Source organism: Streptomyces sp. NPDC020807, from assembly GCF_040641575.1.
Lineage (GTDB): Bacteria > Actinomycetota > Actinomycetes > Streptomycetales > Streptomycetaceae > Streptomyces.
On the sequence record NZ_JBFADU010000028.1, the window covers coordinates 23006 to 48357 of the forward strand.

Annotated in this window: 23 protein-coding genes; 7 read left to right on the forward strand and 16 right to left on the reverse strand. The window is 72.3% G+C overall.

The window, feature by feature from the left end; all coding sequences use genetic code 11:
* Window positions 1-10 precede the first annotated feature (10 nt).
* Both cseB and cseC read left to right on the forward strand, forming a co-directional pair.
* Window positions 11-712, forward strand: coding sequence for a two-component system response regulator CseB (gene cseB / locus AB0G79_RS28790; protein WP_360811483.1), 702 nt, complete (start codon window positions 11-13; stop codon window positions 710-712).
* Window positions 713-744: 32 nt separating this feature from the next.
* Entirely contained in the window at window positions 745-2061 is a 1317-nt protein-coding gene (gene cseC / locus AB0G79_RS28795) for a two-component system sensor histidine kinase CseC (RefSeq protein WP_360811485.1), read from the forward strand.
* 156 nt (window positions 2062-2217) lie between these two features.
* Here the strand turns inward: cseC and AB0G79_RS28800 are convergent, their stop codons facing one another.
* Window positions 2218-3813, reverse strand: coding sequence for an MDR family MFS transporter (locus AB0G79_RS28800; RefSeq protein WP_360811487.1), 1596 nt, complete (start codon window positions 3811-3813; stop codon window positions 2218-2220).
* A gap of 120 nt (window positions 3814-3933) precedes the next feature.
* Here AB0G79_RS28800 and AB0G79_RS28805 point away from each other — a divergent pair, with 120 nt between their 5' ends.
* The gene (locus tag AB0G79_RS28805; RefSeq protein WP_360811489.1) at window positions 3934-4494 is read left to right on the forward strand and encodes a helix-turn-helix domain-containing protein; all 561 of its coding nucleotides are present in this window, start codon (window positions 3934-3936) and stop codon (window positions 4492-4494) included.
* 16 nt (window positions 4495-4510) lie between these two features.
* Here the strand turns inward: AB0G79_RS28805 and AB0G79_RS28810 are convergent, their stop codons facing one another.
* Complete coding sequence (locus AB0G79_RS28810; protein ID WP_360811491.1) at window positions 4511-5275, reverse strand: M23 family metallopeptidase; 765 nt, start codon at window positions 5273-5275, stop codon at window positions 4511-4513.
* A 503-nt stretch (window positions 5276-5778) separates the two neighbouring features.
* On the opposite strand from AB0G79_RS28810, the gene AB0G79_RS28815 reads away from it, so the two are divergent.
* Window positions 5779-8721, forward strand: coding sequence for an NACHT domain-containing protein (locus tag AB0G79_RS28815; protein WP_360811493.1), 2943 nt, complete (start codon window positions 5779-5781; stop codon window positions 8719-8721).
* A gap of 77 nt (window positions 8722-8798) precedes the next feature.
* Here AB0G79_RS28815 and AB0G79_RS28820 read toward each other — a convergent pair whose 3' ends face one another.
* Window positions 8799-11321, reverse strand: a complete 2523-nt coding sequence (locus AB0G79_RS28820) for an ATP-dependent Clp protease ATP-binding subunit (protein WP_360811495.1) — start codon at window positions 11319-11321, stop codon at window positions 8799-8801.
* A gap of 461 nt (window positions 11322-11782) precedes the next feature.
* Between AB0G79_RS28820 and AB0G79_RS28825 the strand changes: the two genes are divergently transcribed.
* Complete coding sequence (locus tag AB0G79_RS28825; RefSeq protein WP_360811497.1) at window positions 11783-12391, forward strand: SCO3374 family protein; 609 nt, start codon at window positions 11783-11785, stop codon at window positions 12389-12391.
* Here AB0G79_RS28825 and AB0G79_RS28830 read toward each other — a convergent pair.
* The 10 genes from AB0G79_RS28830 to AB0G79_RS28875 all read right to left on the reverse strand — a co-directional run bounded on the left by AB0G79_RS28830 (window position 12370) and on the right by AB0G79_RS28875 (window position 20465).
* Window positions 12370-12705, reverse strand: coding sequence for an Lsr2 family protein (locus AB0G79_RS28830; protein ID WP_360811499.1), 336 nt, complete (start codon window positions 12703-12705; stop codon window positions 12370-12372). The two genes, AB0G79_RS28825 and AB0G79_RS28830, sit on opposite strands and share 22 nt — an antisense overlap.
* Before the next feature lie 144 nt (window positions 12706-12849).
* Window positions 12850-13362, reverse strand: a complete 513-nt coding sequence (locus AB0G79_RS28835; RefSeq protein ID WP_360811501.1) for an amino-acid N-acetyltransferase — start codon at window positions 13360-13362, stop codon at window positions 12850-12852.
* 33 nt (window positions 13363-13395) lie between these two features.
* Window positions 13396-13800 (reverse strand): BlaI/MecI/CopY family transcriptional regulator, encoded by a 405-nt coding sequence (locus AB0G79_RS28840; RefSeq protein WP_360811503.1) that lies wholly within the window; start codon window positions 13798-13800, stop codon window positions 13396-13398.
* Between the two features lie 133 nt (window positions 13801-13933).
* Window positions 13934-14110: a hypothetical protein gene (locus AB0G79_RS28845; RefSeq protein ID WP_360811505.1), complete on the reverse strand. Its 177-nt coding sequence runs from the start codon at window positions 14108-14110 to the stop codon at window positions 13934-13936.
* A gap of 14 nt (window positions 14111-14124) precedes the next feature.
* Window positions 14125-14727 carry a hypothetical protein gene (locus AB0G79_RS28850; RefSeq protein ID WP_360811611.1) on the reverse strand — a complete coding sequence of 201 codons (603 nt, stop codon included), beginning with the start codon at window positions 14725-14727 and terminating at the stop codon, window positions 14125-14127.
* Window positions 14728-14844: 117 nt separating this feature from the next.
* A complete protein-coding gene (locus AB0G79_RS28855) occupies window positions 14845-15651 on the reverse strand; it encodes a type III pantothenate kinase (RefSeq protein ID WP_360811507.1) in 807 nt (268 codons plus the stop codon).
* The gene (gene nadC, locus AB0G79_RS28860) at window positions 15651-16685 is read right to left on the reverse strand and encodes a carboxylating nicotinate-nucleotide diphosphorylase (protein WP_360811509.1); all 1035 of its coding nucleotides are present in this window, start codon (window positions 16683-16685) and stop codon (window positions 15651-15653) included. Before nadC ends, AB0G79_RS28855 begins: the two co-directional genes overlap by 1 nt.
* Window positions 16682-18391, reverse strand: a complete 1710-nt coding sequence (locus AB0G79_RS28865; protein WP_360811511.1) for an L-aspartate oxidase — start codon at window positions 18389-18391, stop codon at window positions 16682-16684. The genes nadC and AB0G79_RS28865 overlap by 4 nt, the downstream gene beginning before the upstream one ends.
* On the reverse strand, window positions 18388-19461 hold the full coding sequence (gene panC, locus AB0G79_RS28870) for a pantoate--beta-alanine ligase (protein WP_360811513.1): 1074 nt from the start codon (window positions 19459-19461) through the stop codon (window positions 18388-18390). Before panC ends, AB0G79_RS28865 begins: the two co-directional genes overlap by 4 nt.
* The gene (locus AB0G79_RS28875) at window positions 19458-20465 is read right to left on the reverse strand and encodes a DUF2520 domain-containing protein (RefSeq protein WP_360811516.1); all 1008 of its coding nucleotides are present in this window, start codon (window positions 20463-20465) and stop codon (window positions 19458-19460) included. The genes panC and AB0G79_RS28875 overlap by 4 nt, the downstream gene beginning before the upstream one ends.
* Window positions 20466-20589: 124 nt before the next feature.
* On the opposite strand from AB0G79_RS28875, the gene AB0G79_RS28880 reads away from it, so the two are divergent.
* Entirely contained in the window at window positions 20590-21783 is a 1194-nt protein-coding gene (locus AB0G79_RS28880) for a beta-eliminating lyase-related protein (protein WP_360811518.1), read from the forward strand.
* Window positions 21784-21799: 16 nt separating this feature from the next.
* Here the strand turns inward: AB0G79_RS28880 and AB0G79_RS28885 are convergent, their stop codons facing one another.
* The gene (locus AB0G79_RS28885) at window positions 21800-22021 is read right to left on the reverse strand and encodes a hypothetical protein (RefSeq protein WP_360811520.1); all 222 of its coding nucleotides are present in this window, start codon (window positions 22019-22021) and stop codon (window positions 21800-21802) included.
* Between the two features lie 106 nt (window positions 22022-22127).
* Here AB0G79_RS28885 and AB0G79_RS28890 point away from each other — a divergent pair, with 106 nt between their 5' ends.
* Window positions 22128-23213 (forward strand): DUF5937 family protein, encoded by a 1086-nt coding sequence (locus AB0G79_RS28890; protein WP_360811613.1) that lies wholly within the window; start codon window positions 22128-22130, stop codon window positions 23211-23213.
* 235 nt (window positions 23214-23448) lie between these two features.
* Here the strand turns inward: AB0G79_RS28890 and AB0G79_RS28895 are convergent, their stop codons facing one another.
* A complete protein-coding gene (locus tag AB0G79_RS28895) occupies window positions 23449-24129 on the reverse strand; it encodes a response regulator transcription factor (protein ID WP_360811522.1) in 681 nt (226 codons plus the stop codon).
* A gap of 14 nt (window positions 24130-24143) precedes the next feature.
* On the reverse strand, window positions 24144-25346 hold the full coding sequence (locus tag AB0G79_RS28900) for a sensor histidine kinase (protein ID WP_360811524.1): 1203 nt from the start codon (window positions 25344-25346) through the stop codon (window positions 24144-24146).
* Window positions 25347-25352: the final 6 nt, after the last annotated feature.

Consider the following 25352-nt stretch of genomic DNA (forward strand, 5'->3'; position numbering starts at 1 on the left):
CCCACGCACGATGGCCGAAACCCATGTCCTCTTCGTCGAGGACGACGACGTCATCCGTGAGGCCACCCAGCTCGCCCTGGAACGGGACGGCTTCCGGGTCACGGCCATGCCCGACGGCCTCTCCGGCCTCGACGCCTTCCGGGCGCGGCGGCCGGACATCGCCCTCCTCGACGTGATGCTGCCCGGCATGGACGGCGTCAGCCTCTGCCGCCGCATCCGCGACGAGTCGACCGTGCCGGTCATCATGCTGTCGGCGCGCGCCGACTCCATCGACGTCGTCCTCGGCCTGGAGGCGGGGGCCGACGACTACGTCACCAAGCCCTTCGACGGCGCCGTCCTCATGGCCCGCATCCGGGCCGTCCTGCGGCGTTTCGGCCATGCCGGCGGCGCCGGAGCCGGCGAGCAGGGCGACGAGCAGGCCGACTGCGGGCCGCTCTCCTTCGGCGACCTGGAGGTCGACACCGAGGGCATGGAGGTCCGCAAGGACGGCAAGCCGGTCGCGCTGACCCCGACCGAGATGCGGCTGCTCCTGGAGTTCTCGACCGCGCCCGGCACCGTCCTGTCCCGCGACAAGCTCCTGGAGCGGGTCTGGGACTACGGCTGGGGCGGCGACACCCGGGTCGTCGACGTCCACGTGCAGCGGCTGCGCGCCAAGATCGGCCAGGACCGGATCGAGACGGTCCGGGGCTTCGGCTACAAGCTCAAGGGCTGAGCGTGCCGATCCGACGACCGGGGAGGCGCCTCGTGAGACCCCCCGCCCTGCGCACCGGCGTCCGCTGGAAGATCGCCGTGGCCATCGCGGCGGTCGGCGCGCTCATCGCCGTCACGCTGAGCGTCGTCGTGCACAACGCCGCCCGCATCTCGATGCTCGACAACGCGCGCGAGGTGCAGATGGAGCGGCTCCTCTTCGCACAGCGGATGTACGAGACCGCGAAGCCGAAGGAGCCCCGGTTCGGCACGAAGATCAACGACCCCTCGCTGCCGCCCCAGCTCGACCAGCTGATGCGGGACCGGCGGCGTGGCACCTACGTGCAGGAGCACCCGCACGGCGGGCCGCCCGACGTGTGGGCCGCCGTACCGCTCGCCAACGGGGACGTCCTGTCGATGCACATCCCCTTCGCCGACCGCAGCACGGCGATCATGAAGGACCTGGACCGGGCGCTCGTCATCGGCTCGGTCTCCGTGGTCTTCGGCGGCTGCGCGCTCGGCGTGCTCATCGGCGGCCAGCTCTCGCGGCGGCTGCGGAAGGCCGCCGCCGCGGCCGGCCGGGTCGCCCAGGGCAACACGGACGTACGGGTGCGGGAAGCGATCGGCGGAGTCGTGCGCGACGAGACCGACGAGCTGGCGCGCGCGGTCGACGCGCTCACCGACGCGCTGGGCGAGCGGATCGAGGCCGAGCGGCGCGTCACCGCGGACATCGCGCACGAGCTGCGCACCCCCGTGACCGGGCTGCTCACGGCGGCCGAGCTGCTGCCGCCGGGGCGCCCCACCGAGCTCGTACGGGACCGGGCGCAGGCGATGCGGACGCTGGTCGAGGACGTCCTCGAGGTGGCCCGGCTCGACAGCGCCTCGGAGCGGGCCGAGCTCCAGGAGATCGCGCTCGGCGAGTTCGTGGAGCGGCGGGTGCGGGCGCTCGACCCCGAGGTGGTCGTCCGGGTCTTCCACGACTCGTGGGTGAACACCGACCCCCGCCGCCTCGAACGGATCCTCGGCAACCTGCTCGCGAACGCGGCGAAGCACGGCAAACCGCCGGTGGAGGTCACCGTCGAGGGCCGGGTGGTCCGGGTCCGCGACCACGGCCCCGGGTTCCCCGAGGCGCTCCTCAAGGAGGGCCCGAGCCGGTTCCGTACGGGGACGAGCGACCGCGCAGGCCAGGGCCACGGTCTGGGGCTGACGATCGCGGCGGGCCAGGCCCGGGTGCTCGGCGCCCGGCTGACCTTCCGGAACGTGGCCTCGGCGACGGCGCCCGAGGGGGTGGGCGGCGCCATCGCGGTGCTGTGGCTGCCGGACCACGCGCCGACGGCCACGGGGAGCTTCCCCGTGCTGCGGCCGGTGGACTGAACGACGCGCTCTCGCGGGCACGGGGAGGGAAGCCGGCGGTACGGGGAAGGGGCCGGGTCCTGTGAGTGGACCCGGCCCCTTCCCCGTACCTCTGCCGCGGCGAGCGCGAGTGCGAGTGCGAGTGCGAGTGCGATCAGACGGTCTCGCCCAGCGCGATCAGACGGTCTCGGCGACCTTCGGGGCGCCGTCGCCGGACTCCGTCTTCGCCTCCGCGGCAGCCGGTCCGGCGCCGCGGAGTGCGACCTCCTTCACGAAGAGGGCGAGGACGAAGCCGAGGACGGAGACCGAGGCGGCGACCAGGAAGGCCGAGTGCGTGCCGACGGCCACCGCGTGCTGGTAGGCCTCGCGCAGCGCCTCCGGCAGCTTGGCCAGGCTCGCGGCGTCGAGCTGCGCGGTGTGCTCGGTCAGGCCGGAGCCGCCGCGCGCCGCCATCTCGTCCTGGACGCGGTTCGTGAAGAGCGCGCCCATGATCGCGACGCCGAAGGAGGAGCCGAGGGTCCGGAAGAGGGTGGTGGAGGACGAGGCGACGCCCATGTCCTTCATCTCGACGCTGTTCTGCGCGACGAGCATCGTGATCTGCATCAGGAAGCCCATGCCCGCGCCGAGGACGGCCATCCAGACGCCGGAGACGAGCCGCGAGGTGCCGGTGTCCATGGTGGAGAGCAGGAAGAGGCCGACCGTCATGAGGGCGCCGCCGACCACGGGGAAGATCTTGTACTTGCCGGTGCTGGTGGTGAACCGGCCGACGAGCAGCGACACGACCATCATCGAGAGCAGCATCGGCAGGAGCAGCAGGCCGGAGTTGGTCGCCGAGGCGCCCTGGACGGACTGCTGGAAGATCGGCAGGTAGAGGACCGCACCGAACATGACGAAGCCGGTGAGGAAGCCGATCAGCGACATGAGCGTGAAGTTGCGGCTGCGGAAGATGTGCAGCGGCATGATCGGGTCGCTCGCGCGGGTCTCCACGTACAGGAAGGCGGCGAGCGCGGCGAGGCCGCCGGCGGTCAGGCCGACGATGGTGGCCGAGCCCCAGGCGTACTCCGTACCGCCCCAGGTGGTGACGAGGACGATCGCGGTGATGCCGACGGTCAGCAGCGCGGCACCGAGGAAGTCGATCCGGGTGCCCGTGGCGCGCTGCTTCTTCGGCAGGTGCAGGACGGTGGAGACCATGGCGAGGGCGACGATGCCGAGCGGCAGGTTGATGTAGAAGGACCAGCGCCAGCCCCAGTGGTCGGTGATGGTGCCGCCGACCAGCGGTCCGCCGATCATGGCGAGGGCCATCACGCCGGCCATCATGCCCTGGTACTTGCCGCGCTCGCGGGGCGGGATCAGGTCGCCGATGATCGCCATGACGCCGACCATGAGGCCGCCGGCGCCGAGGCCCTGGATCGTGCGGAAGCCGATGAGCTGGCCCATGTCCTGGGCCATGCCGCTGAGCGCCGAGCCGATCAGGAAGATCACGATCGAGGTGAGGAAGACGCCCTTGCGGCCGAACATGTCGCCGACCTTGCCCCAGATGGGGGTGGAGGCGGCGGTGGCCAGGGTGTAGGCGGTGACGACCCAGGAGAGGTGCTCCAGGCCGCCGAGCTCGCCGACGATCGTCGGCATGGCGGTGCCGATGATCATGTTGTCCAGCATCGCGAGGAGCATCGCGATCATGAGGGCGAGGAGGACGACGCGGACACTGCGCGGCTGCGGCCCGCCCGCGGTCTCCCCCTCCTCGACCGCCCGTGTGTTCTGTTTCGTCGCCATGTCCCTGTCCCCTGCCTGCCTCTTCGGACTTACTTGCCGCCCGGCTAGTTACTACACTGAGGAAGGTAGGCCGGTTACTAGCCGGGCGTCAAGTAAGTTTTGTGGAAAGTGGAGACCGCCATGGCCCGAGGCAACACCCGCCAGCGCATCCAGGACGTGGCCCTCGAACTCTTCGCCGAACAGGGCTACGAGAAGACCTCGCTCCGCGAGATCGCCGAACGCCTCGACGTCACCAAGGCCGCGCTCTACTACCACTTCAAGACGAAGGAAGACATCCTCGTCGGGATCTTCGACGACCTGACCCGGCCCATGGACGAGCTCATCGCCTGGGCCAAGGAGCAGCCGCGCACGCTGGAGACCCGGCGCGAGACGCTCGTCCGCTACCAGGCGGCGCTGGCCGCCGCCCGCCCGCTCTTCCGCTTCATGCAGGAGAACCAGGCGGCGGTGGGCAAGCTGAGCATCGGCATGACGTTCAAGGAGCGCATGCACGAGCTGACGGCACTGCTCCAGGACCCGGACTTCTCGGTGAAGGACCAGGTGCGGGCGCTCAGCGCGATCTTCACGCTGCACGCGGGGACGTTCTTCATGATGAACAACGTCGAGGGCGACCCCGAGGAGCGGCAGGAAGCCATCCTCGAGGTCGCCCTCGACATGCTGGAGCAGGCCCACGAGGGGCGCTGACTCCTCCTTCTCGATCTCAGATGCTCACGCCGTGGTTCCGCAGGAAGGCGGACGGGTTGACGGCGGAGCCGTAGTTCGGGGTCGTACGGATCTCGAAGTGCAGGTGCGGGCCGGAGGAGTTGCCGGTGTTGCCCGACAGGGCGATGCGCTGGCCGGCGGAGACCTTCTGGCCGACGTGGACCTGGATCTTCGACAGGTGGGCGTACTGGGAGTACGTGCCGTTGGCGTGCTTCACGACGATCGCGTTGCCGTACGCCGGGCCGTCGCCGCCGCCGTTGGGGCCGGCCTTCACGACGGTGCCCGCGCCCGCGGCCTTGACCGGGGTGCCGACCGGGACGGCGAAGTCCTGGCCGGAGTGCTTGTGGGACCACATCGCGCCGCCCTGGTTGTAGCTGGCGGTGAGGGTGTAGCCACCCGTGACCGGCTTGACCCAGGCGGCCGAGGCCTTCTTGGCGGCGGCCTGCTTGGCGACGGCGGCCTTCTTCACGGCCGCGGCCTTGGCGGCCTTCGCCTCCAGGGCCTTCGCCTGCTGGGCCTTGACCTTGGCGGCCTGGGCCTTGGCGGCGGCGGCCTTCACCTGGGCGGCGTGCGCCTGGGCCTCGGCCTGGGCGGCGACGGCCGCGGCGGCGGTGGCGGGGAGCTTCGCGGCGGCCTGGGGAGCGGCCTTGCCCTCGGCGGCGAAGGCAGAACCGGCTCCGGCGACCACCGACGCTCCGAGACCCGCGGCGGCGAGGGCGGCGACGGTGACGCGGGTGGCGGGGTTCATGACGCGCTTCGACATGCGGGGGAAGACCTCCGGGTCAGGGGATGAACGGAACCCGTCGCGAACGGCTGTGCGTCGCTGTGCGGCGACGCCGTGCGGCGGGCTTGCTCATCCTTGGTAACCCGGACCCCCATTTCGGCCAAAACACCCCATCTACGACATCGTGTCGTAGCGATCTCCGGCGAAGATCGACCCTTGACGCTCCCGCCCCCTCTCCCCGAAAACGGACATATCAACACAAGAAAACCGGTTTAATCCCATGTCGCGGGGGCCCGCAACGGCCGGAAGGGACGGGCGACGCCCGTTTCGGGACCTTCGGGACCAAGGTCCCGGCGGTTGACTCCTGAACGTCCCGAACCGGGGCCAAAGGTTCCTACTATTCCGGCTAGTACCCCTCGAAACGCCTGTGCGCCTTGTCACCAGCCCGTCCCCCCGGATGGGACCTGGGTCACGCGACCGAGCCCCACGAAACGCCCTCCGGCACTACGCTGGCCGCTTCGGTGATCTTCGGGGGGACAGACATGGAACCGGCACTCATCGGCACCCGGCTCGCCTCGGCGGCCATCGGCCCCCTGCTGAAAAAGCTGCTGGCCACCGATCCTCCCGGCGCCGGCCTCACCGGCAGTGCGCCCAAGGTGAGGCTCTCCGGCCTCGTCTCCTTCCGCGGGGAGAAGCGCACCCTCACGGAGAAGGACGTCCACAAGCTCGCGACGACACTCGTCGAACGCGCCCGGGACGGCCACGGCGAGGCCCCGTTCCCCGCCGACGAGGCCGAGGCCATGGCCCACGCCCTGGGGATCACCCTCCTGGCACTCGGCGACCTCGACATGGACGACGTCCAGGCCGTCCGGCTCGGACACCAGGCCCTCGCCCGGCTCCTGCGCGCGGCGGCCCCGGCCCCCGACGGCCTCTCCACGGACTCCGTCCTCTGTCTGGAGACGCTCACCGAGTGGGCCTGCCTCCACATCCTGGAGTTCTTCACCCAGCGCTCCACCTTCGTCGCCCGCAGCCTGGTGGAGCAGACCCGCGGTCAGTCCGAGCTCATCGCCAAGGCCGACGAGATCATCCGCCGGACACCGCGGACGGACGGCCGAGACGTGGAGTTCGAACGCCGGTACCTCGCCCACCTGACGAAGAAGCACGGCCGGCTCACCATCTACGGCATCGACCTCCGCGACTCACCGGACAGGTGGCCGCTGGACGTGGCCTACCTGTCGCTGGAGGCGACGGGGGCCGGGCCCGTGGCGAGGCCCGGGGACCCTGACCGTCTCCAGGACCGTGAGCAGGCCGTCACCCGCGCCGATCTCGCACTGGCCCAGCACGACAGGATCCTCCTGCGCGGCCCGGCCGGCGCGGGCAAGACGACGCTCGTCCAATGGCTGACGACCTCCGCCGCCGCGGAGGAGCCGGCGGACGCCATGGACTACCTCCAGGGCCGGATTCCCTTCGTCCTCCCCCTGCGGGCGCTCACCCGGCACGGCGAGCGACTCCCCTCCCCCGACGACTTCCTCGCCTCCGCCGGCTGCCCGCTCACCCCGCCGGAGGGCTGGGCCGACCGGGTCCTCGCAGCAGGGCGGGGCCTGGTCCTCGTCGACGGCATCGACGAGATCCCCGAGACCGAGCGCGGACGCGCCCGCGAGTGGCTCCGCGGCCTCCTCGACACGTACGAGGGCAACCGCTGGCTCGTGACCTCGCGCCCCACGGCCGTCCAGGACGACTGGCTGACCCCGGAGGGCTTCACCGAGCTGACCCTCTCCCCCATGACCGGCGCCGAGGTCACCACCTTCGTACGCCGCTGGCACCGGGCCGCCGGACCGGAGGCGGAGCCGTACGAGAAGCCGCTCCTCGACGCCCTCCGCACCAGCGAGCAGGTCGCGCAGCTCGCCACCAACCCCCTCATGTGCGGTCTCGTGTGCGCCCTGCACCGGGACAGGCGGGGGTTCCTGCCCCGCGGCCGCAAGGCTCTCTACGAGGCCGCGCTGTCGATGCTCCTCTCCCGGCGCGACCGCGAGCGCGACATGGGCGCCCCGTCCGGCCTCGTCCTCGACGAGGCTCCCCAGATCCAGCTGATCCAGCGGCTGGCGTACTGGCTGACGCTGAACGGCCGCCTCCAGATGGACCGCTCCCACGCGGAGTCGATGATCGCCGAAGCGGTCCCCGCCGTCGCCGAGGCCGCCGGGCATCCGCCCGGCGCGGTCTTCACCCACCTCCTCCACCGCAGCGGTCTGCTGCGCGAGCCGACCGCCGAGACGGTCGACTTCGTCCACCGCACCTTCCAGGACTACCTGGCGGCCAAGGCCCTGGTGGACCGCTGGGACATCGGCGTCCTCGTCAGCCACGCGACGGACGACCAGTGGGAGGACGTCATCCGCATGGCGGTGGGCCACGCCCGCCCTCGGGAGTGCGCGGAGATCCTCCGGGAACTGCTGGCGGCCGCGGACCGGGCCGGGGACCGCCAGAAACAGCTCCGCCTGGTTCTCCTCGCGGCGACGGCGCTGGAACACGCGACGGAGGTGCCCCTGGAGGTGCGGGAGGAGGTCCTGGCCCGCACGGCCCGGGTGATCCCTCCGCGCGACCCGGACGAGGCACGTGAGCTCGCCGCGGTGGGGCGGCTGGTGCTCGACCTGCTGCCGGGGCCGGAGGGTCTGAGCGACGAGGAGGCGGAGATGGTGGTGATCGCGGCGAGTCACATCACCGTGGACGCCGCCATCCCCTACCTGGCCCGCTTCGTGACCCATCCCGCGCTGGGCGTCAGAGCGCAGCTCGTCTGGGCGTGGAGGCGCTTCGAGGCCCGCCCGTACGCCGAAGCGGTCATCGCCCGCCTGGACGTGACCGAACTGCGCTTCGTCCTGCCCCAGGACGAGCACGCGGCGGAGGTCCTCCGCCTCGGTCTCCGCCCGGAGCGGCTCGACCTCGGGGATGCCGTCTCGGACGACCGTGTGACGGCGCTCCTGGCCCACGGCAACCTGCGTGAACTGTTCTTCAGACCGGCATCGAGCAGTGCTCTGGAGGCGGTGGCCTCGCTCGGGAACCTCGAAATGCTGTCTCTCGCGCTCTCCGCCGAGACGCCTTGGCGGCTCACCGACCTGCCGCCCGCGGCTCCGTTGGAGTGGCTGTACTTCACCTTCCTTCCGGAGGACGGTCTGGAAGGGCTCGCCCGCTATCAGGACCTCCGCCACCTCTCGATGGGATCCGGTGGCCTGACCGCCGGCTCCTGGCGGGAAATGGCCGCGCTGCCCCGCCTCGAGACGCTTGTCGTCAGCGTCGACGCACTGGACTCCTGCCCGGCCGACGTCGTGCTCCCCGCAGTCCGCAGCCTGCAGTTCCTCCCCGGCGTCCGGAAGTCCCGCTCCCTGGCACCGGTCGCGGCGGCTTTCCCCGCCCTACGGCAGATCTTCGCCATGGGGCTGGCCTTCCGCGGAGCCGAGCACCTCCCGCCCGACGTCCAGACCTACCTTTCCTGAAGCGGAACGCGAAAGGGGCGGCCCCGGAACCCTCAGGTCCCGGGGCCGCCCCTCGCACTCAGCTCAGGCGCTAAGGCTTACGCGTCCTTCGACAGGTTCGGGCCCGTGCCGCCCGTCGCCTCGATCGGCGGGGCGTCCGGCAGGGCCGACTTCTCCTCGCCGCGGAAGGTGAACTTGCGCTCCTCGCCCTCGCCCTCGGTGTCCACGACCACGATGTGGCCGGGGCGCACCTCGCCGAAGAGGATCTTCTCGGAGAGCGTGTCCTCGATCTCGCGCTGGATCGTCCGGCGCAGCGGCCGGGCGCCCATCACGGGGTCGTAGCCCTTCTTCGCGAGGAGCTCCTTCGCGGACTGGGAGAGCTCGATGCCCATGTCCCGGTCCTTGAGGCGCTCGTCGACGCGGCTGATCATCAGGTCGACGATCTGGAGGATGTCGTCCTGCGTCAGCTGCGGGAAGACGATGATGTCGTCCACGCGGTTGAGGAACTCCGGACGGAAGTGCTGCTTCAGCTCGTCGCTGACCTTCGCCTTCATCCGCTCGTAGTTGGACTTCGTGTCGCCCTGGGCCGCGAAGCCGAGGTTGAAGCCCTTCGAGATGTCCCGGGTCCCGAGGTTGGTGGTCATGATGATGACCGTGTTCTTGAAGTCCACGACCCGGCCCTGGGAGTCGGTCAGGCGACCGTCCTCCAGGATCTGGAGAAGGGAATTGAAGATATCGGGGTGGGCCTTCTCGACCTCGTCGAAGAGGACGACGGAGAACGGCTTGCGGCGCACCTTCTCGGTGAGCTGGCCGCCCTCTTCGTAGCCGACGTATCCGGGCGGCGAACCGAAGAGACGGGAAACCGTGTGCTTCTCGCTGAACTCCGACATGTCGAGGGAGATCATCGCGTCCTCGTCGCCGAAGAGGAATTCGGCGAGAGCCTTGGAAAGCTCGGTCTTACCGACACCGGACGGGCCGGCGAAGATGAACGAGCCACCGGGGCGCTTCGGGTCCTTCAGACCCGCACGGGTACGGCGGATCGCCCGCGAGAGGCCGATGACGGCGTCCTTCTGGCCGATGACGCGCTTGTGGAGCTCGTCCTCCATGCGGAGCAGACGCGAGGACTCCTCCTCGGTCAGCTTGAAGACCGGGATGCCGGTGGCGGTCGCGAGGACCTCGGCGATGAGCTCGCCGTCGACCTCGGCGACGACGTCCATGTCGCCGGCCTTCCACTCCTTCTCGCGCTTGGCCTTCGCGGCGAGGAGCTGCTTCTCCTTGTCGCGCAGGGACGCGGCCTTCTCGAAGTCCTGCGAGTCGATCGCGGACTCCTTGTCGCGGCGGACGCCGGCGATCTTCTCGTCGAACTCGCGGAGGTCCGGCGGCGCGGTCATCCGGCGGATGCGCATCCGGGAGCCGGCCTCGTCGATCAGGTCGATCGCCTTGTCCGGGAGGAAGCGGTCCGAGATGTACCGGTCGGCCAGGGTCGCGGCCTGGACGAGGGCCTCGTCGGTGATGGAGACCCGGTGGTGGGCCTCGTACCGGTCGCGCAGACCCTTGAGGATCTCGATGGTGTGCGGCAGCGACGGCTCGGCGACCTGGATGGGCTGGAAGCGGCGCTCGAGGGCCGCGTCCTTCTCCAGGTACTTGCGGTACTCGTCGAGCGTGGTGGCACCGATGGTCTGGAGCTCGCCGCGGGCCAGCATCGGCTTGAGGATGCTGGCGGCGTCGATCGCGCCCTCGGCGGCGCCCGCACCCACGAGGGTGTGGAGCTCGTCGATGAACAGGATGATGTCGCCGCGGGTGCGGATCTCCTTGAGGACCTTCTTCAGGCGCTCCTCGAAGTCACCGCGGTAGCGGGAGCCGGCGACCAGCGCGCCGAGGTCGAGGGTGTAGAGGTGCTTGTCCTTGAGGGTCTCGGGCACCTCGCCCTTGACGATGGCCTGCGCGAGGCCCTCGACGACGGCGGTCTTGCCGACGCCGGGCTCGCCGATGAGGACCGGGTTGTTCTTGGTGCGGCGGGACAGCACCTGCATGACCCGCTCGATCTCCTTCTCGCGCCCGATGACCGGGTCGAGCTTGGATTCGCGGGCCGCCTGGGTGAGGTTGCGGCCGAACTGGTCGAGGACCAGGGACGTCGAGGGGGTGCCCTCGGCAGGACCGCCGGCCGTGGCGGCTTCCTTGCCCTGGTAGCCGGAGAGCAGCTGGATGACCTGCTGCCGCACCCGGTTGAGGTCGGCGCCCAGCTTCACGAGGACCTGGGCGGCGACGCCCTCGCCCTCGCGGATCAGGCCGAGCAGGATGTGCTCGGTGCCGATGTAGTTGTGGCCGAGCTGGAGGGCCTCGCGGAGCGAGAGCTCCAGGACCTTCTTGGCACGAGGGGTGAAGGGGATGTGCCCGGACGGGGCCTGCTGGCCCTGACCGATGATCTCCTCCACCTGCTGGCGGACCGCCTCGAGCGAAATCCCGAGGCTCTCCAGGGCCTTAGCGGCGACACCCTCACCCTCGTGGATAAGGCCCAGAAGGATGTGCTCGGTGCCGATGTAGTTGTGGTTGAGCATCCGGGCTTCTTCCTGAGCCAGGACGACAACCCGCCGCGCGCGGTCGGTGAACCTCTCGAACATCGTTAATCGCTCCTCAGAGCGGTCAGTCAGTTAGGGGTCGATCCCCTCCCTGTCCTTCCGCAGCTTAGTCCCGCAAGCGGGGACCGCTCATTCCAACTGCCGACATCCGTCCGGATCACCCCTCTTCCGCGGGGAGACCTGCCGCCGAACAACCGACAAATGCTCCAACCCGATGGTGCGAGACGATGTTCCCGCAGGCCAAGTAGTTACCCGCGCCTTGAGTACGCCGATGGCGAACGTGAGACGCCGAAGCCCGCGAGTCGCCCCTCTCCACTAGGAATGTCTTACCCGTAGGGACTGACACTCCATGCGGCACACCCCGGTTCCCTCAGCTACCAGCGAACACCCTTGCGCTGCCGAATGCGTCTTAATGTCCCATCTCGGACACGGTACGCGGTGGGTCGTGTGCGCCGCGTCATCGGGAGGCGTAACCAAGAAGGCCTGCCCGAAGTTGGCCGGTCATGGCCTTCACCGTCCCGTTCCCCCGCACGCCGTTCGGCGACGACGGCGCGGCCGGGGGCGGTCTGGTGCGGTGGTACGAGCGGGGGCTCGGCTGGGCGACCGTTCCGGGGCCCCCGGTGCAGTTGGTCACCGGGCTGCGGTTCGACGTGCTGGAGCTGCCCGCCGTCGCCGGTCGCGGCGTCCTGCGCCGGGTCGGCGCGGGGACGGGTCCCGTGGCCCTCATGGGGCGCAGGATGCGTCTGCTCGTGGCCGCGGGGAGCGCGGAGGAGCTGCCGGGGCTGCTCGACTGGCTCGAGTGGGGCGGGATCTCACTGGACCTCGTGGCCCTCGGCACCGACGGCCGGATGACCGCGCCCCTCCCGCCGGGGCACGGCGGTTCCGGCGCGCCGGGTGCCGCTGTGTGGCTGCGGGCGCCCGAGCCGGGCCGCGAGGTCGAGTCCTCGCTGCCGGCGCTGCGCTCCGGGCCCTGGGGCCGTGCGGACGCCCCGTGTCTGGTGCGGCTCGTGGCCGCCGCCGCGGCGGAGTGCCACCGGGCGCGGCTGCTGAGCGCCCGGGCCTGCGGCCCGGCGCCTCAACAGCTCTCGCCTCAGCGGTTCGCGTCCTCGTAGGCCGCCTTCACCTTGGCCGGAACGCGGCCGCGGTCGTTGACCTCGTGGCCGTTCTCCTTGGCCCAGGCGCGGATCTTCGCGGTGTCGGCGCTGCCGCCGACGGAGACCCGGCTCTTGCCACGGGTGGTGGCGCTGCGGCCACCCGTGCGACGGCCGCTCTTGGTGTACGGCTCGAGCAGGTCACGGAGCTTTTCCGCATTGGCGGCGGTGAGGTCGATCTCGTAGGTCTTGCCGTCCAGCGCGAACGTCACGGTCTCGTCCGCCTCGACGCCGTCGAGGTCGTCGACAAGAAGGACCTGAACCTTCTGTGCCACCGGATTTCCTTTCATCGAAAATGCAGTACGCGGAAAGGAAACCGCTTTTCCCGGAAAAACACAAACCCCTGGGAGAGGTTCAGAACCCTGGCAACGCGGGAAACGTGCGCGTATCGGACATAGGGCTCCCCTTCGGGTTCCCTGTCAGAGGTGCAGAAGCATCCGGCTGTTGCCCAGGGTGTTCGGCTTCACCCGTTCGAGACCGAGGAACTCGGCGACTCCCTCGTCATAGGAACGGAGGAGCTCGCTGTAGACATCTCCGTCGACCGGGGTCTCGCCGATCTGGACGAAGCCGTGCTTCGCGAAGAAGTCGACTTCGAAGGTCAGGCAGAATACGCGCCGCACCCCGAGCCAACGTGCAGTGTGCAACAACTTGCCGAGCACCTGATGACCGATGCCGGCGCCCTTGAACTCGGGATCGACGGCGAGAGTACGGACTTCCGCGAGGTCTTCCCACATCACGTGGAGAGCGCCGCAGGCGATGACCCTGGCGTCCTCGTCGCGTTCCGCGACCCAGAACTCCTGGATGGCCTCGTAAAGGGTCACGGTCGCCTTGTCGAGAAGGATCCCGCGCTTGATGAAGGGATCGACGAGGCGGCGCAGGGCGGGAACGTCCGAGGTGCGGGCCCTGCGGATGGTGACGGCTTCAGACGGCATGGGGGGACGCTATCGCTCCCCCGGCCGTCGCCCCTAGGGGGTTCCCGTTCCGGGGAGGGTGTCGCCGCCGGGCACGGGGTCGCGCTGGACGATGCGGATGGCGTCGTTGAGCGCCTCGCGCTGGTCCTGCGACATCATGCCGAAGAAGGCGACGAGGGCGGCCGCGGGGTTGTCGCTCTGGGCCCAGGCCTCGTTCATGAGGGCGGCCGAGTAAGCGGCGCGGGTGGAGACCGCCGTATATCGATAGGCGCGGCCGTCGACTTCCCTGCGCACCCAGCCCTTCTGATGGAGATTGTCCATGACGGTCATGACGGTGGTGTAGGCGATGGACCGTTCCTGCTGGAGGTCCTCCAGAACTTCCCGGACGGTCACCGGTCGGTTCCATTGCCAGACGCGCGTCATGACGGCGTCCTCAAGCTCTCCCAATGGACGGGGCACACTGTCACCATAGTTCGCAAAGAGTGAATAAGCGGCTATTTACCTCGGGAAACGCAACAAAAAGGACGCACAACCTCGAAAGGTCGCACGTCCCGGTGGTGCGGGTGCCCCGGCGCGAGGGGGCCGCGGGGTGTCAGGGGGTGGTGCCGTCCGCCTGACGGGTGGCCTCGGCGCGGGCGAGGGCGGCGTCCACGACCGCGTCCTCCTTGGCCTTGTTCGGGCCGCCCTGGGTCTTGACGATGGTGACGACGAGGGCGATGAAGAACGCGGCCATCGCGACGGGGGGAACGAGCGCGGATACGTATTCCATGCCGTCCAGAGTAGCTATCCGGCCACCCGCTCCTCGGGCGGGGGCGGGGGTACGGGGCGTCGGCGCGGCGGGAACACCTCGGAGGGCTTGGGCACCGGGCGCTCGGCGGGGGCCGGACCGGACGGCGGGTTCGGCTTCGGCCCGTCGGCCGCCGCGCGCCCGCCGGGGAGGGCGAGCAGATGCGTACGGGAGCCGATCGCCGCCCCGGCGGGCGCGGCGGCCACGGCGGAGGCGGTCGCCTGGGAGACCCGGGCGAGGCGGGCGCGCACGGAACGCTCGGCGAGGACCTGGCAGCGCGCCAGGAGCTCGGCGGCGGCCGGGTTGGCGCGCAGGGCGCGGAGCGCGGCGAGGTCGTCGGCACCGGGGTCGTAGCCGCCGGCGAGGGCGTCCGCGAGGAGCCCCAGGTAGCCGGTGAGCGAGCCGGGGAGGGCCTGCCGGTAGCGGGCCAGGTCGTCGAGGAGGAAGGCGCGCAGCCGGCCGGCCTCGCGTACCGCCTCGTCCACGGATTCGGCGAGGCGCAGGCAGTCCTGGACGTCCTCGACCTGGAGGGGGGCGGGGTGGAGGGCGATGGCAAGGGCGCGGCGGAGCACACGCAGCTCGTCCGCGCTGAAGGCCATGCCGCCGCGAGATCCGTATGGCGTGGGCATGGGCCGACGATACGCGCTAATCAGACAATTTTCTCTTAGCGATCATTCCGGCGCGCCGGAATGATCGCCGGGCGATCGTCCGTCCCCCTACCTGCGGGACACGTTCCTTTCGTACACCAGTCGGAGGCCGATCAGGGTGAGCCACGGCTCGTGGTGGTCGATCTCCTTCGCCTCACCGAGGACCATCGGGGCGAGGCCGCCCGTCGCGATCACGGTGACCTCGGAGGGGTCGCCCTTGGGTCCGACGAGCTCGCGCTTCATCCGGGACACGACGCCGTCGACCTGGCCGGCGTAGCCGTAGACGATGCCGGACTGCATCGCCTCGACCGTGTTCTTGCCGATCACGTTCCGCGGGCGGGCCAGCTCGATCTTGCGGAGCATGGCGCCCTTCACGCCCAGGGCCTCGACGGAGATCTCGATGCCCGGGGCGATGGCGCCGCCCGCGTACTCGCCGCGCGCGGTCACCGCGTCGTAGGTCGTGGCCGTGCCGAAGTCGACGACGATCGCCGGACCGCCGTACAGCTCGACCGCCGCGACCGCGTTGATCACGCGGTCGGCGCCGACCTCCTTGGGGTGGTCGGTGATGATCGGGACGCCGGTCTTGACGCCCGGCTCCACCAGGACCGCCGGCACGTCCCCGTAGTACCGGCGGGTGACCTCGCGCAGCTCGTGCAGGACCGAGGGGACGGTCGCGCAGATCGCGATCCCCTCGATGCCGTCGCTCAGCTCGACGCCGAGCAGGGGGTGCATGCCCATGAGGCCCTGGAGCAGGACCGCCATCTCGTCGGCCGTCCGGCTCGGGTCCGTGGAGATCCGCCAGTGCTCGACGATCTCCTCGCCGTCGAAGAGGCCGAGGACCGTGTGCGTGTTGCCGACGTCGATGGTGAGCAGCATCAGGCCCGCACCTCGCGCAGGTCGAGTCCGATGTCGAGGATCGGGGAGGAGTGGGTGAGGCCGCCGACGGCGAGGTAGTCGACGCCGGTCGCCGCGTACGCCGCCGCGTTCTCCAGGGTCAGGCGGCCCGAGGACTCCAGGACCGCGCGGCCGGCGACGAGGGCGACGGCCTCCTCCGTCTCGATCGGGGTGAAGTTGTCGAGCAGGATCAGGTCGGCGCCGGCGTCGAGGACCTCGCGGACCTGGTGCATGGTGTCGACCTCGACCTCGATCGGGACGTCCGGGAAGAGCTCCCGCACGGCCTTGAAGGCCTCCGCGACGCCACCCGCGGCCACCACGTGGTTGTCCTTCACGAGGGCCGCGTCGGAGAGCGACATGCGGTGGTTGACGCCGCCGCCGCAGCGGACCGCGTACTTCTCCAGGGCGCGCAGGCCCGGAGTGGTCTTGCGGGTGTCGCGGACCTTGGCGTTCGTGCCCTCCAGGGCGTCGGCCCACGCGCGCGTGGCTGTGGCGATGCCGGAGAGGCGGCACAGGATGTTGAGGGCGCTGCGCTCGCCGGTGAGCAGGTCGCGGGTGCGGGCGGTGACGCTGAGCAGCACCTGCCCGGCCTCGACGCGCTCGCCGTCCTCGACGTGCCGCTCGACCTCGAACTCGTCGGTGCAGACGATCGACAGGACGGCCTCGGCGACCCGCAGGCCGGCCACGACGCCGGCCTCGCGGGCGGTGAAGTCGGCGGTCGCGACGGCATCCTCGGGGACGGTCGCCACGGTCGTCACGTCCACGCCGCCGTCGAGGTCCTCGGCGATGGCCAGGTGGGCGATGTCCTCGACCTGGACGGGGTCGAGACCGGCGTCCGCGAGGAGCTCGGCGAGCGCGGGGTCGAGGCCGCACTCGAACTCCTCACCCTCGCCGCCGCAGCCGCAGCCGTCGCCGCAGCCGCCTTCGCCCGCGTCGGCGGGGGCGGCGCTGATCTGGATCAGAGGGACGTCCACGGGCTCGGGACGGCTCTCCTCGGGCGTGCTCGGCGTGGTCACTTACGGCTCCCGGGTGCTTCGAGGGTGGAGGGGAAGTCGGAGGTCTCGGTGGTGCGGACCTCCAGGGTCCGCTCCGGGGTGAGGTGGACGACGAGGTGGCGCCGCCAGGCGGTGTCGTCCCGGTCGGGATGGTCCTCGCGCCAGTGGCAGCCGCGGGTCTCCTCGCGGCGGCGGGCGGCGGCGACCAGGACGCGGGCGACGCACAGCAGGTTGGTGGTCTCCCAGGACTCGACGCCGGGCGCGGCGGCCTTGGTGTCGGCCTCGTGCGCGGGGTCGCCGACGGCGAGCGCGTCGCTGTGCAGGGCGTCGAGGGCCTCGGCGGTCTCCCGCAGGCTGCTCTCGGAGCGCAGGACTCCCGCGCCGGCCGTCATGACCCGCTGGATACGGGTACGGGCTCCGGCCACCGGAAGGGGCAGGGTCACGGGCGCCGGGTGCGGCACGGCGGCGCCGGGCACGCGCGGCGCGGCCGCGGTGATCTCCTCGGCGATCCGCTCGGCGAAGACCAGGCCCTCCAGGAGCGAGTTCGAGGCGAGGCGGTTGGCGCCGTGGACGCCCGTGCAGGCGACCTCGCCGCAGGCGTACAGGCCGGGGACGGTCGTCCGGCCGCGCAGGTCCGTGCGGACGCCGCCGGAGGCGTAGTGCGCGGCGGGCGCGACCGGGATCGGCTCGGTGACCGGGTCGATGCCGTGGGAGCGGCAGGCGGCCAGGATCGTGGGGAAGCGCTCCGCCCACATCTCGGCGCCGAAGTGGCGGGCGTCGAGGTACATGTGCTCGGCGTCCTGCTCCTGCATGCGGCGGGTGATCGCCTTGGCGACGATGTCCCGCGGGGCCAGCTCGGCCAGCTCGTGCTGCCCGAGCATGAAGCGGACCCCGTCCGCGTCGACCAGGTGGGCGCCCTCGCCCCGTACCGCCTCGGAGACCAGCGGCTGCTGGCCCTCGGAGCCGGCGCCGAGGAAGAGCACCGTGGGGTGGAACTGGACGAACTCCAGGTCGGAGACCTCGGCCCCGGCGCGCAGCGCGAGGGCGACGCCGTCGCCGGTGGAGACCGACGGGTTGGTGGTGGCGGAGTAGACCTGGCCCATGCCGCCGGTCGCGAGGACCACGGCGGGGGCGTGGACGGCGCCGACGCCGTCGTGCTGGCCCTCGCCCATGACGTGCAGGGTCACGCCCGCCGTGCGGCCCTCGGCGTCCGTGAGGAGGTCGAGGACGAGCGCGTGCTCGACGGTGCGGACGCCCCGGTCCCGTATCGCCTCGACGAGGGCACGGGAGATCTCGGCGCCGGTCGCGTCGCCGCCCGCGTGCGCGATGCGGCGGCGGTGGTGGCCGCCCTCGCGGGTCAGCGCGATCTCGCCGTCGGCGGTCTTGTCGAAGTCGGCGCCGGTCGCGATGAGCCGGCGGACGGCCTCGGGGCCCTCGGTGACGAGCAGCCGGACGGCCTCCTCGTCGCAGAGCCCGGCACCGGCCACGAGGGTGTCGTCGAGGTGCTGCTCGGGGGTGTCGCCCTCGCCGAGCGCGGCGGCGATGCCGCCCTGGGCCCAGCGGGTGGAGCCGTCGTCGAGGTTCGCCTTGGTGACGACGACCGCCCGGAGCCCGGCGGCCGTGCAGCGCAGGGCGGCGGTGAGGCCCGCGACGCCGGAGCCGACCACGACGACGTCGGCGTCGATGGCCCAGCCCGGGGCGGGCGCGTCCAGCCGTATTCCGGTCACTTGGTGGCTCCGAAGGTCAGGGGGATGTTGTCGATGAGCCGCGTGGTCCCGACCCGGGCGGCGACGGCGAGGACCGCCTCGCCCTCGTGGTCGTCGGCGACCTCGGTGAAGTCGGCCGGGTCGACCAGCGCCAGATAGTCCAGGACGATCGGCGGCTCGGCCTTCGCCGCCCCGTCGAGGACGGCCCGGGCGGCGGCCCGCACGGCGTCGGCGCCGCCGGGCTCGGCGGCCTGCGCGACCGCGTGGGCGTCGGCGGCGGCCCGGGCCTCGCCGAGCCGCTGGAGCGCCTCGGCGCGGTTCCCGGCCCGGCCGGGCTCGCCCGGCAGGGACGTGGCACGCGCGCGCAGCGCCTCCTGGGCGGCGAGGCGGTCCCGGGCGGCGAACAGCGCGCCGGAGAGCGCCAGGGCCGTACGGCGCTCGTCGGCCGACAGGTAGCGGTTGCGGCTCGACAGGGCGAGGCCGTCGGGCTCGCGGACGGTCTCCACGCCGACGATCTCGACCGGGAAGTTCAGGTCGCGGGCCATGCGGCGGATGAGGGCCAGCTGCTGGGCGTCCTTCTGGCCGAAGAAGGCCAGGTCGGGCGCGGTGAGGTGGAGGAGCTTGGCGACGACGGTCAGCATGCCGTCGAAGTGCCCGGGGCGGGAGGAGCCTTCGAGTCGCTCGCCCATGGGGCCGGCGGTGATCCGGACCTGCGGCTCGCCGCCCGGGTAGACCTCGTCGACGGAGGGCGCGAAGACGACGCTCGCGCCCGCGTCGAAGGCGAGCTCCAGGTCGGCGTCGAGGGTGCGGGGGTAGCGGTCGAGGTCCTCGCCCGCGCCGAACTGGAGCGGGTTCACGAAGACGGTGACGACGACGAAGCCCTTGGCCCCGACGCGCGCGCGTGCGGCGCGGATCAGGGTGGCGTGGCCCTCGTGGAGGGCGCCCATGGTCATGACGACGGCGTTGCCGCCGCCGGGAGCGCCGTGGTGGGCGCGGGCGTACGCCAGGTCGTCGACGGTGGGGACGAGCTCGGCCGGCTCGTGGCGGACGGCTCGGCCGCCCTCGGCGCCCTTGCGGGAGAACAGGGTCATCGGTCGTCTCCTTGCGGCCCGTCGGCGGCGGTGCCGTTCGTCCCGGTGGTGCCGGGGGTTCCGGTGCCGTCCGCGGCGAGCACTCCGAGCAGGTCCTCGGCGAGTTCGGGCTTGAGCAGGCCGTGCGCGAGCGCCCGGTCGGCGGTCGTCCGGGCCATCGCCAGGTAGCCGGCGACGGTGCCCGGCGCGTGCTTGCGCAGCTCGGCGACGTGGGCGGCGACCGTGCCGGCGTCACCGCGCGCGACGGGGCCGGTCAGGGCCGCGTCCCCGGACCGCAGGGCGTTGTCCAGGGCGGCGCCGAGCAGCGGGCCGAGCATGCGGTCGGGCGCGCCGACCCCGGCCTTGCGAAGCAGCTCCATCGACTGGGCCACGAGGGTGACCAGGTGGTTCGCGCCGAGCGCCAGGGCCGCGTGGTAGAGCGGGCGGGCCTCCTCGGCGATCCACTCGGGCTCGCCGCCCATCTCGATGACCAGGGCCTCGGCGGCGAGCCGCAGCTCCTCGGGCGCCGTGACGCCGAAGGAGCAGCCGGCCAGCCGCTGGACGTCGACGGCGGTGCCGGTGAAGGTCATGGCGGGATGCAGGGCGAGCGGCAGCGCGCCGGCCCGGCGGGCGGGGTCGAGGACCCCCGTCCCGTACCGCCCGGAGGTGTGGACGATCAGCTGCCCCGGCCGTACGGCCCCGGTGTCGGCGAGGCCCTCGACGAGGCCCGGCAGGGCGTCGTCCGGGACCGTCAGGAGGACCAGGTCGGCGAGGGCCAGGACCCGGGCGGGCTCCACGACCGGGACGTCGGGCAGGAGCTCGGCGGCGCGGCGGCGGGAGGCGTCGGAGACGGCCGAGACGGCGACGGGACGGTGTCCCGCGAGCCGGAGGGAGGCGGCGAGGGCGGGGCCCACGCGGCCGGCGCCGACGACCCCGACGGTGAGCCGGGCGGGTCGGTCCTCGGCTCGGGGCTCGGGGGCCCTGGAGGCCCCGGTCCGGGGCTCTGGCGCTGCTGGTGCGTTCACGGTGGGACGGCCTTCCGTTCCAGTCCTCGGTGGGTACCGGACGATTTCTGGTCATGCTACGCCAGCGTTTCGCGCTGCTCCGTGGCTGTCCACAGGGTGTGGGTGACGGTGTGATGATCGCCCCATGAAACCTGTGAGCCCTGAGAGTCCCGTCGACGAGGAAGCCCTCCGGATCCACCGCGCGCGGGTGTGGGGCTCCGCCCCGCGCAGGCTGTGGGAGACCTCGGTGGACGGCACGGTCGGCGCGCGGCTGCGCGAGCTGGCCGACTGGACGGAGGCGGCGGGGCACGCCGGGACGACACCGGAGACGTACGGCTCCGGGCTCGTCGCGGAGCTGGAGCGCCGGGTCGCCGAGGAGCTCGGACTCCCCTCGGCCGTCTTCTTCCCGACCGGCACCATGGCCCAGCAGGTCGCCCTGCGCTGCTGGGCCGGGCGCACCGGCAACCCGGTCGTCGCCCTCCACCCGCTCGCCCACCCCGAGCTCCACGAGGGCGGGGCCTTCGGGGCCGTCTCCGGGCTCCGCACGGTCCATCCGACCGACGAGCCCCGGCTGCCGACCGCCGACGAGGTGCGCGACCACCCCGAGCCCTTCGGGGCGCTCATGCTGGAGCTGCCGCTGCGGGACGCCGGATTCGTCCTGCCGTCCTGGGAGGAGCTCGTCGAGACCGTCGAGGCGGCCCGGGAGCGGGACGCGGTGGTCCACTTCGACGGGGCGCGCCTGTGGGAGTGCCCGACGCCGATGGGGCGGCCGCTCGCGGAGATCGCCGGTCTCGCCGACAGCGTCTACGTCTCGTTCTACAAGTCGCTCGGCGGCCTGTCCGGGGCCGCGCTCGCCGGGCCCGAGGACGTCATGGAGGAGGCGCGGGTCTGGCGCCACCGGTACGGGGGGCTCCTCTTCCAGCAGTACCCGGTGGCGCTCTCCGCGCTCCGGGGCCTGGAGACCGAGCTGCCCCGGCTGCCCTCGTACGTGGCCCACGCGCGCGTGGTGGCCGACGCGCTCCGGGAGGCGTTCGCGGAGGCCGGCCCCGGCTGGTACCGGGTCCACCCGGAGGTCCCGCACACCCACCAGTTCCAGGTGTGGCTGCCGTACGACCCCGACGTCCTGACGGCGGCGGCCCTCGCCCAGACGGAGGAGACCGGCACCGCGCTCTTCCGCCGCTGGTTCGCCCCGGGCGCGGGCGGCCCGCCGGGGGTCTCCCTGACGGAGCTGACGGTGACGGCGCCGGGTCTGGAGTGGACGGCCGGGGACGTGAAGGAGGCGGTACGGGACTTCCTCGCGCGCGTGGAGGTGGAGGCGGCGGCGGGAACCGGCCCCTGAGCACCGCTGGCACCGCTCAGCAGGAGCCGGGGCGCGTCCACCGGAGCAGGACGGCCCTGAGCCCGCCGCCGCGCGCGGGGCGGCCCGCCAGGGCCCGTTCGAGGCGGCGGCGGTCCAGGCGCCGGTCCCTGATCCGCCGCAGGACCGCGAGGTCGTGGGTGCCGGGCGCCGGCGGCATCGGCTCGCCGAGCCGCTCGGCGCGGTACGTGTCGAAGAGGTACTGGTGCAGCGCGTTCATGGCCTCACCGTGCGCCGGGCCCGGGCGGCCCGGCGCGCCGATTGACGGCACCCGTCAAACGGCGCGACACCGCCCCCGCCCCACCCCGCACCATGGGGGTGTGAGCGTGACGATCGACATCACCGGACTGCCGCAGGAGCGCGTCGTCTTCTGCCCCTCGCCCCTGGCCGAGCTGGGCGCCGCCCTGCACGCCCTCGCCGAGCCCGCGCACCACCCCAGGCTGCACGCCTGGACGACCACGACCTCGGCCGCCCTGAAGCCGGGACTCGCGGACCGGCTCCACGAGGCGGACTTCATGTGGCGCTCCACCCGCTCCGACATCCTGCTGCCGGCCCGGCCCCGCGAGACGCTCGGGGAGGAGCTGGACGACCTCGACCGCATGGACGACGAGAAGTACGTGGGCGCCGCGCTGGAGATCTCCTGCGCGACGCAGTACTACACGACGGGCCTCCCCTCCCCGCTCGTCGACGAACGGATGCGCCGCCGCGCCCTCGACCTGGCCGCCGCGCGCGGTCCGCGCCAGGCCGCGTTCGTCGAGCGGATGCTCGCCGATCCGCCCGCCACGCGCGCGTGGGTCCGGCGTCTCCTGGAGGACTGCGACGAGGCCTTCTTCGCGGACACCTGGCGCCGGGTCGGCGTGCAGCTCGCCGCCGACGCGCGCCACAAGACCGAGCTGATGCGCCGCAAGGGGCTGGGCGAGGCCGTCTCCGCCGCCTCCTCCGCGATGGTCCTGGAGGAGGACGAGCGGGGCGCGCGGATCGTCGTCGACAAGCTGGTCCAGGGTCGGACGACCGCCGAGGGCTCGGGCGTGACGTTTCTGCCGACGGCCTTCGGCTGGCCGCACCTCCTGGCACTGTCCGCGCCCGGCTGGCACCCGGTCGTCCAGTACCCGGTCCCCACCCGCGACCTCGGCGGCGCCGCCACGACCGCGGAGGTCACCCTGCGGCTGGAGGCCGTCGCCCACCCGATGCGCATGCGGCTCTGCCGCGGCCTCGCCCGCGCCGCGTACACGACGGGCGAGCTGGCCGACGCGCACGGCATCACCGCGCCGGAGGTCTCCCGCCACCTCGCGGTCCTGCGGAAGGCGGGGCTCCTCACCACCCAGCGCCGGGGCCGTTACGTGCTCCACCAGCTCGACGTCGCCGTGGTCGCCCGGCTCGGCAGCGACTTCCTGGAGTCGGTCCTGCGCTGACCGGACACGCGCCGACCGAGCCGGTGCCGGCCGGATCCGGGGAGGCCGGGTCCGGCCGGCCGGGGACGCGCCGGCCGGGGACGCGCCGACCGGGGACGCGGCGGCCGGGGACGCGCCGGCCGGGGATGCGCCGATCAGGCCGGTGCCTGACGGTTCCGGCCGGGTTCACGCCGACCCGACCCGTCCCGTGCCGACCCGACCCGTCCCGTGCCGACCCGACCCGCGCCGGCCGCGTCTACGCCGCGCCGCCGCCCGCCCGGACGAGGCCCGACTCGTACGCGAGCACCACGACCTGGACGCGGTCGCGCAGGCCCAGCTTGGTCAGGATGCGGCCGACGTGGGTCTTCACCGTCGCCTCCGAGAGGACGAGCCGGGCCGCGATCTCGCCGTTCGACAGGCCCTGCGCGACCAGCATCATCACCTCGCGCTCCCGGTCCGTCAGCCGCTGGATCGCGCTGTCCGCGGCCCGCGTCTCGCTGCCCGTCGACGGCAGCATCGGCGAGAAGCGGTCGAGCAGCCGCCGGGTCGTCGACGGCGCCACCACCGCGTCGCCGCTGTGCACCGAGCGGATCGCCGCGAGCAGCTCGCCCGGCGGCACGTCCTTCAGCATGAAGCCGCTCGCGCCCGCCTTCAGGCCCGAGAACGCGTACTCGTCGAGGTCGAAGGTGGTCAGGATCAGCACCTTCGGGGCATCCGGCTGGGAACAGATCCGCCGCGTCGTCTCCACCCCGTCCAGCTTCGGCATGCGCACGTCCATCAGGACGACGTCCACCGCCGTCGAACGCAGCACCTCCAGAGCCTCCACCCCGTCGCCCGCCTCCGCCACGACCTCCATGTCCGGCTGGGCGGCGAGCACCATGCGGAACCCGGTGCGCAGCAGCACCTGGTCGTCGACGAGCATCACGCGAATGGACATCTCGGGAACCTCTTCTAGTGGGCGGTCTTGAGCGGGAGCAGGGCGCTGATCCGGAAACCGCCGCCGGGCCGCGGTCCCGCGTCCAGCGTGCCGCCGACCATCCCGACGCGCTCCCGCATGCCGATCAGACCATGACCGCGGCCGTCGGCGCCGCCGTCCTCGTACATCTCCTGCGGCGCGCCCCGGCCGTCGTCCTCGACGAGCAGGCCGAGCCCGTCGTCGAAGTAGACGAGCCGGACGCTCGCGCCCGCCTCGGGTCCGCCGTGCTTGCGCGTGTTCGTGAGGGCCTCCTGCACGATCCGGTACGCGGTGAGCTCGACGCCGCTGGGCAGCGGGCGCGGGCTGCCCTCGATCGCGAAGTCCACGGCGAGGCCGGCGGCGCGGACCTGCTCGACGAGCTCCTCGATCTGCTGGACGTCCGGCTGGGGCACGTACTCCCCCGCCTCCTGGTGCTCACCGGTGCGCAGGATGCCGAGGAGGCGGCGCATCTCGGCGAGCGCCTGGCGGCCGGTGCTGGAGATGGTCTCCAGGGCCTGCTTGGCGGTCTCGGGGGACGAGTCCATGACGTAGGCGGCGCCGTCGGCCTGGACGACCATCACCGACACGTTGTGCGCGACGACGTCGTGCAGCTCGCGGGCGATCCGGGCCCGCTCGGCGGCGACCGCGACCTTGGCCTGTGCCTCGCGCTCCCGCTCCAGGCGGGAGGCCCGCTCCTCCAGCTGCGCGAAGTACGCGCGGCGGGTGCGGAGCGAGTCGCCGAGGACCCAGGCGAGGGCGAACGGCACGGTCATGACGATCAGGAAGAAGACGTTGGCCGCGGTGGTCTCGCCGCCGCCCATCGGCCATCTCAGCATCGCGAGCGGCGCGGCGCAGAGCCCGCCGCCCAGCGCCAGCCGGGACGCCCAGCGCGGGCCGTCGTGCGCCGCGACCGTGTAGACGATCACGAACATGGCGAAGTCCGCGGAGAACACCTCGAGGTCGAAGACCAGCTGGACGACGCCGAGGGCGACCGTGAGCAGCAGCATCTTCTCGGGCATCCGCCGCCGCAGGGCGACGACGACCGAGAAGAGCGCGGCGACGGCAGCCAGCGCGAAGGGGTTGTTGCCCCGGTCGGCGGCCGTGCCCACCCACAGCATGGAGAACCCGAAGAGGACGACGGCCCAGAAGGTGTCGACGCCCGTCGGGTGTCTGCGGAGGAAGTCGTAGACGCGCTGCACGTCACC